Raw genomic sequence first — 12,221 nt, 5'->3', positions numbered from 1 at the left:
TTCAGTCCGTGATACCAGCCAGTTCTTGCGCTTGGGCCCATGCGACCGGATCCACGTCCACGGGATCAGCCAAAACGCGGTTCTGGCCGGGCAGACGACCGGCGCTGTCTTCGGCGAGAAGCCCTTCGAGCTGCGCAAGGCGGTCCATAAAGGCGCCCGATGTGCTGGGATCGATCAGGATGTAGTACTGCCCAAGATCATGCGGTGGCCCTTCGGGCGCTTTAAGCGGCTTCACATCCCGGCTGAGCACACCACCCGTCAGACCGGCAGTCAGCAGTTCAGCCATCAGCCCAAACCCCCAACCTTTGTATCCGCCGGTCGACACAAGCGAACCGGCCAGTGCAGCCTCAGGGTCGGTCGTAGGATTGCCATCCGCATCGACGGCCCATCCCTCGGGAATGGCCTCACCGGCGGCCTTGGCCATGGTGATCTTGCCCAGGGCAACCGTTGTGGTCGATTGATCGAACTGCATGGCCAGGCCGCCCTGCCCGTCCGGTACAGAAAAGGCAATCGGGTTGGTCCCGATCATGCGCGTCTTGCCCCCGGGCGGTGCCACGATGGGGGAGGCATTTGTCATGCCCAAGCCGATAAATCCGGCGCGGGCGATCTGTTCGGTGAAGTATCCCAGCGCGGTGCAGGTGTGGGCATGGCCGACCGCAAGGCTCGCAATCCCGAATTGGCGCGCTGCGTCCAGCGCAGGGGCCAACCCGTATGCAAAAGCGGGTTGGGCAAATCCCATCAGTGCGTCAACGTAGATGGCGGCCGGGCGCGGTGCACTCACCACTGGCACGACGTCGCCTTTGACGCGCCCGGTGCGCAATTGCTGGCAATAGCTCTCCAAATAATAGAGGCCACAGATCCGGTTCCCTGCCGCTTCGGCTTGTGCAACAGCACGTGCCACCTCTGCCGCCGGAAAGGCCCCGGCGCCATGCGCCACCAGTGCCGCTTGCACGGTGCGCTCAATCTCTGCCGTCGAAACTCCCGGCATCTTTCTTTTTCCCCCACGGTCATTGCCGCGGGATCAAGACAGAGCAAACCCGAACGCAGCCGTCAAGCTACGGTTTTCATTCCGGCTTTCTGAAACCGTTTTGAAAAGAAACAATTGGTCGCTGTTTAGAGAAACACGGTCATGATGGCGTAGCCAAGTGCCCGGCGTCCAGCCGAACCGTGCGGTCCATACGTGAGGCCAATTCCAGATTGTGCGTTGCGATCAAGGCAGACAGCCCCGTGTCCCGCACCAGCGTCATCAGCGCATCAAAGACCTGATCCGATGTGGCCGGATCAAGGTTGCCCGTGGGTTCATCCGCCAGCAGCAGGGCCGGACCATTGGCAAGCGCCCGGCAAAACGCAACGCGCTGTTGTTCGCCCCCGGACAACTCGGCCGGACGGTGCGTGGCGCGCTCGGCGATGCCGACCTTGTCCAACAGCGACAACGCGCGCACCTCTGCATCCGTTCTGGACGTTCCCGCCGCCAATTGGGGCAACGTGATGTTTTCAATGGCCGAGAATTCAGGCAGCAGATGGTGGAACTGGTAGATGAACCCGACCTCGGCCCGCCGGGCCAGCGTTCTGCGCCGGTCCGATTGCCCGGTCATGTTCTGGCCGTTCAGAGTCACAGTACCGGTATCGGGCGTGTCCAGCATGCCCGCGATGTGCAGCAGTGTGGATTTCCCGGCCCCCGAGGGGGCGACAAGGGCAACCACTTCGCCTCGCTGCAGATCAAGGTCCACACCGCGCAAGACATCGACCTGACCCGGAAGGCCAGCATTGTAGGTCTTGGTGATACCGTTCAGCGACAGGACTTGATCACTCATAACGCAACGCCTCGACCGGGTTCATGCGGGCGGCACGCCGCGCCGGGAACAGCGTCACAAGCCAGCTCAGCGTCAGGCTCAGCACCGCTGCTGACAGCACATCACCCGCCGATAGAACCGCAGAGGGAAAGATGAACCCCCGGCCTTCCAGATCTGTGACCCCATTGCCGGTCAACATGTTCACCAAGCGGTAGACATGTTCGATGTTGGCAGAAAAGAGTGCCCCCAGCGCGATACCCAGCACCGTGCCAACCGTGCCGACCCATGCCCCACACAGAAAGAAGATACGCAGGATTGATCCCTGGCTTAGCCCCATTGTGCGCAGAATACCGATGTCGCGCCCCTTGTTCTTGACCAGCATGATCAGGCCCGAGACGATGTTGAGCGCGGCAATCAGCACGACGATGGCAAGCACGATGAAGATCGCGTTGTTCTGCAGTTCAAGCGCGCGCAGCATCCCGCCAAAGCGGTCCTGCCAGGTCCAGCTGTAGGCGCGGTCACCGGCCACCTCACGCAAGGCATCCACTACAGGTGTCAGGTTTTCCGGCTCAGCAAGGCGCAGGTCGATCTGGTCCACCACACCTTCCCGATTGAAAAAGCTCTGTGCCTCGGCCAGCGGCAGGTACATACGCGACTGGTCCATGAAGGGCTGCCCGGTCGAAAAGATGTAGACAACCTCATACGCCGAAATGCGCGGCGTGATGCCAAGCGCGGTCCGCGCACCGTCAGGCGAGATCAGTTTGACACGGTCGCCGATGCCTATGCGCAGCTGTGCGGCAAGCTGCGACCCGACGGCCACCCCTTCGTCAAAGCGGTCGAGCGTGCCCTGTTGTCCTTCCGCATTTGCCACAAGCGGGTATTCGAGCAGGTCAGCGCGGCTGATCCCATAGACATCCGCCGGCGCATTGCTGCCCCGAAAGCTGCCCATGACCTGCGCGCGGACCAGCGGCGCCACATCGTCGACACCTTGCAGCGCCTCGATGCCGGGCAGGATGTCACTATAGTTGGGGATCGTTGTATCCGGCGCACGCCCGTCTTCTTGTACAGCGACATAGCGCAGTTCGATATGGGCGTTTCCGCCCAGCATCGCATCCACGAAATCTGCGCGCAGGCCCGCGCGCACCGCAAGGGTCGCAACAAGCGCAAAGACGGCGAGCGTGATGCCGATCAGGCTGATCCAAGTCATGGTGCTGACCCCGCCTTCGGCGCGCCGGGCACGCAGGTAGCGCCAGGCGATCATCCACTCGAATGGGGCAAAGGGGGCTGTGGGTTTGGCCATTTACGGCTCCTGCTCGGGTTGGGACGAGATGTGGCGGGGTCCGCCCCCAAGGTCAAGTCCCGCGCGCAGGTTGCCGCCGTCCGAAGGGCCACAGCAAGAGCTTGAGCGCCGCCCAAACGGTCACGAGTCCGGTGAGAAGGCCGGTTGCAGCAAAGATCCCCCCGGCCGCCGTCAACGGCACCGCAGGTTCGAAACTGGACAGGGCAGCCGTGGCTACTTCGGTATCTGTTGATCGGGCCACATGATAGGTGCGCAACAAAGGTCCGGCCCCGTTCAGCACAACCAAATCCGACCGCAGTTGGTCATAGCGCGCAAATGTGCGGGTCATGTCCGCCCTACGGCGATCCAGAAACGCGGTGCCATGCATCTGTGCAAGCGCCGCCGTTCGGGTCAGTCCCTCGGCTTGGGCAGAGGCATCGAAATCTGCCACCACTTGGGCCAGTGCATCCACTGCTCCGCCAAGACGTTGGCGGTATTGCTGTGAAAACTCGGGCAATTGCGACGCGAGCGTACCGCCTACTACGCCGCCCGCCAGCACAAGCACGCGCAGGATCATGGACGCTTGCCATAGACAGCGGCACTGAGCGCCATGTCCAAGCTCCCCATGGCGTCCCCGTCCAAACAGGCGTCATAGAGAGCGATCACGCTGACCTTACCCTCCCAAATGACGGCAAAGCTGCCGATGTTGAGACGTCCGGGAAAGCACAAAGCCCCAAAGTGCCAGAAGTTGTGACCATCCTGGAAGGGCCGGAACACCATGCCCATGCCGTAATAGGCACCGCCGCCCAGCGCGACATGTGGCAGGGCAAAGGGATCGTTGGCAACGCGGCTGCCCGGTCCGAAATGCGTCTGGAGGAATGTCAGGTATCCGTTGGGGTCCGACGCCAGACCACCCCAAGGCTGGAACACGCCGGCACGGTCTCCGGGTTGAATGCTTGCGGGCAAGCCCAACAGGTCGCGACACGCGTCGAAATAGGACATGCCCGTGACGCCTTCGATCACCAGCCCCAGCAGCGCGTAGTTCTCGTTGTTGTATTCGTATGCGCCACGGGTTCCGGTCTGCGTGGGCCGGGCATTCACCAAATCCAAAACTTGCGCGCTGAAATGGCCATTCTGCGCCGCGGTCTGACCAAGCCACCCGAGCATGGCCAATTGGGTAACATCAGGAGCCAGGCCCGACGTGTGCGTGAGCAACTCTGCCACCGTCACATCCGGCGCGGGACTGACGAAATCCCGCAGGGAGTCGGACCATTCCAGACGTCCCTCATCCACCAGATGCATAACGCATATGGCAGTTATGGACTTGGATACGCTTGCCAAGTCGCCCGAACGGATCACGCCGTCAGCAGTGTCGTTGTACAGATCGACGTTCCAGGTGCCGTCTGCCCCGACCACGCCAGATGCCATCATGCCGGACGTACCCTGCGCGGTCAGCCAGTCTGCAAAGGCGGACTCAAGTTTGCGGTGAACGGAAGCGGGTGTGGCGTCATCGCTGCTGGCAAGCGTGGGCAGTGCCAGCAGCGCCGCATATAAGACCAACCTGAAAAGAGCCTGCATTTGCATCAGGTTATCACAACCCCGCGTAAATCTCCGCCACTTTCTTCACGGCTTCTTCTGGCGGCAACTCTTCGCTTTCGCCGGTCCGCCGCGAGGTCAACTCGACCACGCCGTTCTTGAGACCACGCGGCCCAACAGTGATCCGCCACGGCAGACCGATCAGGTCCATGGTGGCAAACTTGCCGCCTGCCCGCTCATTCCGGTCATCATAGAGCGGCTCAAGCCCCAGTGCCGTCAGGCTTGCATACAACGCATCACAGGCAGCGTCCGCTTCAGCGTCACCCTGTTTCAGGTTCACAATCCCGCAGTGATAGGGCGTCACGCCTTCGGGCCAGATGATGCCGTTGTCATCATGGCTGGCTTCGATGATGGCGCCCACCAAGCGGCTCACACCAATTCCATGGCTGCCCATATGCACCGGTACCTGCTTGCCATCCGGGCCTTGAACAACCGCATTCATTGCTTCGGAATACTTGGTGCCGAAGTAGAAGATCTGCCCAACCTCGATGCCCCGTGCCACGCGTCGGCGGTCTTCGGGGATTGCATTGAACAGCGCTTCGTCATGGGTTTCGTCCGTGCGCGCGTATTTCGAGGTGAACTCCTCCAGCACCGATTGGCACTGTTCCACGCTGTCATAGTCGATCTCTCGATCACCAAAGGTCAGGTCAGTGACAGCGCTGTCATAAAAGACCTCACTCTCGCCCGTATCAGCCAGAACAAGGAACTCATGCGTGTTGTCACCGCCGATGGGGCCGCTGTCTGCGCGCATGGGTATGGCTTGCAGGCCCATGCGTTCATAGGTGCGCAGGTATGTGACCAAGTGACGGTTATAGGCGTGCAGCGCATCCTCTTTCGTCAGGTCGAAGTTGTAGCCGTCTTTCATAAAGAACTCGCGACCCCGCATCACGCCGAAACGCGGGCGGATCTCGTCGCGGAACTTCCACTGGATGTGGTAGAGCGTCAGCGGCAGGTCTTTGTAGCTGCCGATATGCGAGCGGAAGATGTCTGTGATCAGCTCTTCGTTCGTGGGACCATAGAGCATGTCGCGGTCGTGCCGGTCCTTGATGCGCAGCATTTCCTGACCGTAGTCATCATACCGTCCGCTTTCGCGCCACAGATCCGCCGATTGCAGCGTGGGCATCAGCATGGGGATGTGACCCGCGCGCACTTGTTCCTCGTGCACGATGTTTTCCAGCTTGCGCAGCACCTTGAAGCCCATAGGCAGCCAGGAATAGATACCTGCGCTTGATTGCTTGATCATCCCTGCGCGCAGCATCAGGCGGTGGCTGACGATCTGCGCCTCGCTGGGGTTTTCCTTCAGCACGGGCAGAAAATAACGGCTCAAACGCATATGCGCGCTCCCTCACAAGATTTCGACCTGATTAGGACAAAGGCGGCACACCCGCAACGGCCCCTTGGACCGTTTGGGAAAATCCTGACGCGTCGCGCCATTCCATCGCATGCATCAAAGCACGCAACCGCCCCCTTGAAGAAACGCGCAAAACCCCGCATCTGTTAGCACAACTCAAGGAACGGAACACACTATGGCACTGCCCGTCCGCGAACAATTCAAGTATTGGGGGATCGCGGCGGCGATCTTCTTTTTTCTGCTTTATGCGCTTGGGGACCAACTGTTGCCGTTCTTCCTGGGGGCGGCCATCGCGTATTTTCTGGATCCGGTGGCGGATTGGCTTGAAGCGCACGGGTTCAGTCGCGCCATCGCAACGGGCATCATTACCATCAGCGCCATTATCATCTTTGTGGTTCTGGCCTTGCTGGTGATCCCAACACTGATCGAACAGGCAATCCAACTGTTCAATGCTGTGCCGCAGCTGGCCCGAGACCTTGGTACATTCCTGACCGAACGTTTCCCAAGCCTGTTGGACGAAACCTCGACCGTGCGGCAAAGCCTGAATTCACTGGGTCAGACGATCTCGGAACGAGGAGGGCAATTGCTGGAAACGGCGCTTACGTCCGCGGCCAGTCTGATCAATGTCATCGTTCTTTTTGTCATCGTTCCGGTTGTCGCGGTGTATCTGCTGCTGGATTGGGATCGGATGATTGCCCGTGTGGACGAATTGCTGCCGCGCGACCACGCGCCGGTCATCCGTCGCCTCGCTGGTGACGTGGATAAGACTCTTGCCGGGTTTATCCGGGGGATGGGAACCGTCTGTCTGATCCTTGGCGCCTATTATGCAATAGCGCTGATGCTGATCGGATTGCAGTTTGGTCTGGTCGTGGGGTTCGTTGCAGGCTTGCTGACGTTCATTCCCTATGTCGGTGCTATCGTTGGTGGCTGCCTTGCGGTTGGGCTGGCCCTGTTCCAGTTCTGGGGCGAATGGTGGTGGATCGTGGCTGTGGCCGTGGTGTTCCAGATCGGCCAGATCGCCGAGGGCAACTTTCTGACCCCGAAACTCGTGGGCAACAGTGTGGGCCTGCATCCCGTCTGGCTGATCCTGTCGCTGTCTGTTTTCGGAGCGTTGTTTGGCTTCGTCGGCATGCTGGTTGCTGTCCCGATGGCCGCGGCCCTTGGCGTGCTGGTCCGCTTCCTGATTGAGCAATATCGAAACAGCAGGCTTTACACCGGCGTAAGTGGTACATCCGAACCAGAGGCCGAGGAATAGTCCAATGGCCCGACAACTTGGGTTTGACCTGCCGGTGCGTGTCGCACTGGGGCGTGACGATTTCCTGGTTGCGCCGTCCAATGCCATTGCCTTGTCCATGGTCGACGCGTGGCGCAACTGGCCGCTGAACAAGCTCGTCCTGACAGGACCCGAAGGGGCAGGTAAAACGCATCTCACACATGTGTGGGCCGCGGATAGTGGCGCGCAGATTGTTGCAGCCGCAGCATTGGAAAATGCCACCGTTGACGCACTCTTTGACGGCCCCGTCGCCGTCGAAGATGTCGATCAGATTGCACAAGACATCGACCGGCAGACTGCTCTGTTTCATTTGCATAATGCACTCCAGGCATCGGGCCATCCGCTGCTGATGACCGGGGTGACCGCCCCCAACCTGTGGCGTTTGTCCCTGCCCGATCTGCAAAGCCGCGTGGACGCGGCAGGACACGCAGCGCTTGATGCGCCGGACGACAGCCTTCTGGGTGCAGTTCTGGCAAAGCTCTTTTCTGACCGTCAGCTCACACCTCGACCGGACGTGATCCCCTATCTGGTCACACATATGGAACGCAGCTTTGCCGCTGCCCGCCAAATCGTTGCAGACCTAGACACAGCCAGTCTTGCGGAGAAAAAGCCCATTACGCGAAACCTCGCCGCTGCGTGTCTGGACAATCGGGGGTGATCCGGCGGATAGTGTCACTCATCCTTTACACCCCGTCGACATAACCCGCGCATGACCAACGCCGATTTTCTCGGTTCGGACTTTCCCGAGCCGGTTTCCCTGCCAGACCTTGATACAACCGGCCCCGGCCGCTTCTTCAACCGTGAGCTCAGCTGGCTTGGCTTCAACTGGCGGGTCTTGGAAGAGGCTGAAAACCCGCGCGTCCCGCTTCTGGAGCGGCTGCGTTTCGTGTCGATCAGTGCGGGTAACCTCGACGAGTTCTATACCGTGCGTGTTGCGGGCCTGCGCGAGTTGGCCATCGCGGGCAGCACGACGCCCGCGGCCGATGGTCTTACGCCCGCTGAACAGTTGGTTCTCATCAACGAAAACGCGCGTCAGCTGATCCTGCATCAAACCAAGGTTCTGGCCGGCCTCACGGCCGAGATGGAAGAGCGCGGTATTTCAATTCTCACGCGCGATGACCTGACCGAAGATGACACTGAATACCTGTCAGAGGTGTTTCTGAACCGGGTCTTTGCTGTTCTGTCCCCGCTGGCGATTGACCCTGCACACCCGTTTCCGTTCATCCCCAACACCGGACACGCCCTTGCCCTGCAACTTGAGCGCGCCAAGGACAAGCGTGCCCTGCAGGCGCTGCTGCCCATTCCCGGACAGATTGACCGTTTTGTGGCGCTGCCGGGTCAGGGTCATCGGTTTCTGCCCCTTGAGGAACTGCTTGTTCTGAACATCCCAAGCCTGTTTCCCGGCTACAAACTGAAATCCCACTTTGGGTTCCGGGTGCTGCGCGACAGTGATCTTGAGGTCGAGGAAGAAGCCGAAGATCTTGTCCGTGAATTCGAAGTCGCGCTCAAACGCCGTCGTCGCGGCGAAGTTGTGCGTCTGACCCATTCGGCTGGCGCACCCGAAGCCCTCAAAGCGGTCATCATGGAAGAGCTTGGCGTCAGCGACGCCGAAGTGATTGAGGTTGAGGGTATGCTGGGCATGTCCGACCTCAGCGAGCTGGTGCTTGATGATCGGCCGGACCTGCTCTGGCCCTCGTTTACCCCCCGCGTGCCCGAACGGGTCACTGATTTCGAAGGCGATATGCTGACGGCCATCCGGCAAAAGGACATGCTGCTGCATCATCCGTATGAAACCTTCGACATGGTGGTGCGCTTTCTTCAGCAGGCGGCGCGTGACCCAAATGTCGTGGCGATCAAGCAGACCCTTTATCGCACGTCCAAGAAATCACCCATCGTCGAAGCCCTGTGCGAAGCAGCGGAGGACGGCAAATCCGTCACTGCACTTGTGGAACTGAAGGCCCGCTTTGACGAAGCGGCCAACATTCGCCAGTCGCGCCGCCTGGAACGTGCGGGCGCTCATGTCGTCTATGGGTTTCTCGACCTCAAAACCCATGCAAAGATCAGCACAGTCGTTCGGCGGGAAGGCAAGGAGCTGGTCACCTACACCCACTACGGAACCGGCAACTATCACCCGATCACGGCACGCATCTATACCGACCTTTCACTGTTCACCTGCGATGCCAAGCTGGGGCGCGATGCAACCAAGGTGTTCAACTATCTCAGCGGCTATGCCCCGCCCGAAGGACTGGACAACCTCGCGATTTCACCGACGACGCTGAAGCCACGCCTTTTGGAGATGATCGCCGCCGAAGCTGAGTATGCACGCGCAGGCAAACCGGCTGAAATATGGGCCAAGATGAATTCGCTGATCGACAGTGAAGTGATTGACGCGCTTTACGCCGCCAGCCAGGCGGGCGTGAAGATCAGCCTTGTCATCCGGGGCATCTGCGGGCTACGTCCAGGCATCAAAGGGTTTTCCGAAAACATCCGGGTAAAATCCATTGTCGGTCGCTTCCTCGAACACAGCCGTATCGTGTGCTTTGGCAATGGTCGTGGACTGCCATCAAAGAAGGCCCGGGTGTTCATTTCCTCCGCGGATTGGATGGGGCGCAACCTGAACCGGCGTGTAGAAACTCTGGTCGAGATCGAGAACAACACCGTCAAGGCACAGATCGTGAGCCAAGTGATGGCGGCCAACCTTGCCGATGTCGCGCAAAGTTGGGTGATGGCACCTGACGGCACGTTCAAACGCCCAGACTTGCCCGCTGGCACCTTCGCGTTCAATTGTCACCGGTTTTTCATGGAAAACCCGTCGCTCTCCGGACGGGGATCAGCGGGTGCCGCGGACGTGCCAAAGCTGACCCACACCGAAGATTAACGCTCCCAAGGGTCGGTGGGTGGGCGCTTTTCGGCGCAAGCCGAAACAGAGTCACCCAGCCGACCAGATCATTGACGCACGTAGCAAGCTGGTCCATCAACGGGCGTAAACAGATGCCACGGGGGGGCCATGAACGTTTCTGTTTCGCCAGACGCAGGCGACGGTGGCCTTTTTGGTCGCCCGCTGTTTGACGACCCGTCCGCTCGCGCCCTGTCCCGAGTCGGTGTAGTTGATGTCGGATCAAACTCTGTCCGCCTTGTGGTTTTTGACGGGGCAGCCCGGTCCCCTGCCTATTTCTACAATGAAAAGATCATGTGTGCCCTCGGCGCTGGACTGTCCGACACCGGGCACCTGAACCCCGAAGGACGGGTGCGCGCCCTCGAATCCCTCAGACGCTTCCAGCGCCTTGCCGAAGGTATGGGCCTGTCCGACCTGTCTGTCGTTGCAACTGCCGCGGTGCGCGATGCCACCGACGGTCCTGACTTCTGTGCGGATGTACTGCGCGAAACCGGATTGAATGTCCGCGTCATCGACGGACGCGAAGAAGCTCGATTGTCGGCACAAGGCGTCCTTTTGGGATGGCCAGGCTCCTATGGCCTTGTCTGCGATATCGGCGGCTCTTCCATGGAACTGGCAGAAATCTCGGACGGGATCGTGGGCAAGCGTGTCACCTCTGACCTCGGCCCCTTGAAACTGCAAACAGTCAAGGGCGGAAAGAAAGGGCGGCGTAACCATATCAAGGCCGTCATGGAACATCTGCAAACCGAGATGGGTCCGCAACGCGACCGCCTGTTCCTTGTGGGAGGCTCATGGCGGGCGATCGCGCGGATCGATATGCATCGGCGCGGCTACCTTTTGAACGTACTGCACGAATACCGGATGTCACCGCAATCCGTGCAGCGCACGGTGAAATACATCAAGGAACACGACAATCACGATGCGCTGCGGGGCGCATGTGGCATCTCCTCTGCCCGGATGACCCTGGTGCCATTGGCCGCCGAAGTGCTCGCCCGGCTGGTCAAAGCGTTCCACCCCAAGGACATCGCCGTTTCAAGCTACGGCATCCGCGAAGGGATGCTATATGAACAGATGCCGCAGCGTCTGCGCGACCGTGACCCCTTGATCGAAGCGTGCCGCTTTGCCGAGGCCAAGGATGCGCGCATGCCGGGTTTTGGCAAGCTGCTCTACCAGTTCATCGAGCCGATCTTCAAATCAGCCCCCCTGCCCCGCAAACGCCTGATCAAGGCCGCGTGCCTTCTGCACGACGTCAGTTGGCGGGCGCATCCTGACTATCGGGCCGAGGTCTGTTTCGACAATGCCACACGCGCCAATCTTGGTGGGCTCAAACATTCGGAACGCATTTTCCTCGGTCTCGCCCTCCTGCACCGATACACCAACAAGCGCGAAGGCACCCATTTCGAGGGGCTTTACGATCTGATCGACGAAAAGATGCAGCGTGACGCAGAGATACTGGGCAAGGCCATGCGCTTTGGTGCCATGCTGTGGATGGAGAAAGACGCCGAGCGGGGCGAGTTTCGGTGGTTTCCCAAGAAACGGGAATTGGAGCTACGCCTGTCCCCCGACGCCATGCCCCTGTTTGGCGAAGTGGCCGAGGCCCGGCTGAATTCGCTGGCTTCGTCACTAAGTGCCAATGTCACGGTGAAAAAAAGACGGCAGCCCTAAATGTCGATCTGGGCGTCGGGGTCGGGTTCAACCTTCAGTTCCTGCGGCGTTTTGCGACGGATGATGATATCGCCGTTCTCCAGTATCTCGGGCGGGTGATAGACGCTCCAGTCTTCGACCTCTTCAAGAAGATCGCGCAAGGCGGGTCCCATCTGGGCCGTGAAGTCACGCAAGGCAGGGCCAAACTCTTCGGCCATATCCTGCAGCCCTTCCATCGCAGGCTCCATCTCGCGCATCAGCCCTTCCATCAGCATCTGTGCGCCGCGTTCCATCAGCGATAGACCACGGTCCTCTTCGGTTTCCTGGGCAGAAACGGAAGTGGCGGAGATGACCAGACAAAGGGCAACACTGATGTGTTTCATAGGCCT

The 12,221-nt window shown here is 60.1% G+C and carries 11 protein-coding genes; 4 read left to right on the top strand and 7 right to left on the bottom strand.

From position 1 onward, the window contains the following. Position 1: 1 nt before the first annotated feature. From Q1A51_RS06285 to proS, 6 genes are all read right to left on the bottom strand, one after another. Positions 2-988, bottom strand: coding sequence for an Ldh family oxidoreductase (locus Q1A51_RS06285; RefSeq protein ID WP_299598636.1), 987 nt, complete (start codon positions 986-988; stop codon positions 2-4). A gap of 139 nt (positions 989-1,127) precedes the next feature. Beyond that, positions 1,128-1,814 carry an ABC transporter ATP-binding protein gene (locus Q1A51_RS06280; protein ID WP_299598639.1) on the bottom strand — a complete coding sequence of 229 codons (687 nt, stop codon included), beginning with the start codon at positions 1,812-1,814 and terminating at the stop codon, positions 1,128-1,130. Then, entirely contained in the window at positions 1,807-3,093 is a 1,287-nt protein-coding gene (locus tag Q1A51_RS06275; protein ID WP_299598641.1) for an ABC transporter permease, read from the bottom strand. The genes Q1A51_RS06280 and Q1A51_RS06275 overlap by 8 nt, the downstream gene beginning before the upstream one ends. A 52-nt stretch (positions 3,094-3,145) precedes the next feature. Beyond that, positions 3,146-3,649 (bottom strand): DUF2937 family protein, encoded by a 504-nt coding sequence (locus Q1A51_RS06270; protein ID WP_299598644.1) that lies wholly within the window; start codon positions 3,647-3,649, stop codon positions 3,146-3,148. Beyond that, positions 3,646-4,632: a serine hydrolase domain-containing protein gene (locus tag Q1A51_RS06265; RefSeq protein ID WP_299598646.1), complete on the bottom strand. Its 987-nt coding sequence runs from the start codon at positions 4,630-4,632 to the stop codon at positions 3,646-3,648. The genes Q1A51_RS06270 and Q1A51_RS06265 overlap by 4 nt, the downstream gene beginning before the upstream one ends. Before the next feature lie 31 nt (positions 4,633-4,663). Then, positions 4,664-6,001: a proline--tRNA ligase gene (gene proS / locus Q1A51_RS06260; RefSeq protein ID WP_299598649.1), complete on the bottom strand. Its 1,338-nt coding sequence runs from the start codon at positions 5,999-6,001 to the stop codon at positions 4,664-4,666. Positions 6,002-6,194: 193 nt separating this feature from the next. On the opposite strand from proS, the gene Q1A51_RS06255 reads away from it, so the two are divergent. The 4 genes from Q1A51_RS06255 (at position 6,195) to Q1A51_RS06240 (ending at position 11,853) form a co-directional block, all read left to right on the top strand. Further along, on the top strand, positions 6,195-7,274 hold the full coding sequence (locus Q1A51_RS06255; RefSeq protein WP_299207226.1) for an AI-2E family transporter: 1,080 nt from the start codon (positions 6,195-6,197) through the stop codon (positions 7,272-7,274). Between the two features lie 4 nt (positions 7,275-7,278). Further along, on the top strand, positions 7,279-7,950 hold the full coding sequence (locus Q1A51_RS06250) for a chromosomal replication initiator DnaA (protein WP_299598653.1): 672 nt from the start codon (positions 7,279-7,281) through the stop codon (positions 7,948-7,950). A 51-nt stretch (positions 7,951-8,001) separates the two neighbouring features. Continuing rightward, positions 8,002-10,170: an RNA degradosome polyphosphate kinase gene (locus Q1A51_RS06245; protein ID WP_299207222.1), complete on the top strand. Its 2,169-nt coding sequence runs from the start codon at positions 8,002-8,004 to the stop codon at positions 10,168-10,170. A 129-nt stretch (positions 10,171-10,299) separates the two neighbouring features. Continuing rightward, positions 10,300-11,853, top strand: coding sequence for a Ppx/GppA family phosphatase (locus tag Q1A51_RS06240; protein ID WP_299598656.1), 1,554 nt, complete (start codon positions 10,300-10,302; stop codon positions 11,851-11,853). Here Q1A51_RS06240 and Q1A51_RS06235 read toward each other — a convergent pair. Further along, positions 11,850-12,215, bottom strand: a complete 366-nt coding sequence (locus Q1A51_RS06235; RefSeq protein ID WP_299207218.1) for a hypothetical protein — start codon at positions 12,213-12,215, stop codon at positions 11,850-11,852. The genes Q1A51_RS06240 and Q1A51_RS06235 overlap by 4 nt on opposite strands. Positions 12,216-12,221: the final 6 nt, after the last annotated feature.

Source organism: uncultured Tateyamaria sp. (genome assembly GCF_947496075.1).
Lineage (GTDB): Bacteria > Pseudomonadota > Alphaproteobacteria > Rhodobacterales > Rhodobacteraceae > Tateyamaria.
The sequence above is the reverse complement of the archived record's forward strand: the minus strand, read 5'-3'. Positions and strand labels throughout refer to the sequence as shown.

Excerpts from the sequence above, each read along its gene's own strand:
- Q1A51_RS06285 (WP_299598636.1), bottom strand. The coding sequence starts at position 988 with ATGCCGGGAGTTTCGACGGCAGAGATTGAGCGCACCGTGCAAGCGGCA.
- Q1A51_RS06280 (WP_299598639.1), bottom strand. The coding sequence starts at position 1,814 with ATGAGTGATCAAGTCCTGTCGCTGAACGGTATCACCAAGACCTACAAT.
- Q1A51_RS06275 (WP_299598641.1), bottom strand. The coding sequence starts at position 3,093 with ATGGCCAAACCCACAGCCCCCTTTGCCCCATTCGAGTGGATGATCGCC.
- Q1A51_RS06270 (WP_299598644.1), bottom strand. The coding sequence starts at position 3,649 with ATGATCCTGCGCGTGCTTGTGCTGGCGGGCGGCGTAGTAGGCGGTACG.
- proS (WP_299598649.1), bottom strand. The coding sequence starts at position 6,001 with ATGCGTTTGAGCCGTTATTTTCTGCCCGTGCTGAAGGAAAACCCCAGC.
- Q1A51_RS06255 (WP_299207226.1), top strand. The coding sequence starts at position 6,195 with ATGGCACTGCCCGTCCGCGAACAATTCAAGTATTGGGGGATCGCGGCG.
- Q1A51_RS06250 (WP_299598653.1), top strand. The coding sequence starts at position 7,279 with ATGGCCCGACAACTTGGGTTTGACCTGCCGGTGCGTGTCGCACTGGGG.
- Q1A51_RS06245 (WP_299207222.1), top strand. The coding sequence starts at position 8,002 with ATGACCAACGCCGATTTTCTCGGTTCGGACTTTCCCGAGCCGGTTTCC.
- Q1A51_RS06240 (WP_299598656.1), top strand. The coding sequence starts at position 10,300 with ATGAACGTTTCTGTTTCGCCAGACGCAGGCGACGGTGGCCTTTTTGGT.
- Q1A51_RS06235 (WP_299207218.1), bottom strand. The coding sequence starts at position 12,215 with ATGAAACACATCAGTGTTGCCCTTTGTCTGGTCATCTCCGCCACTTCC.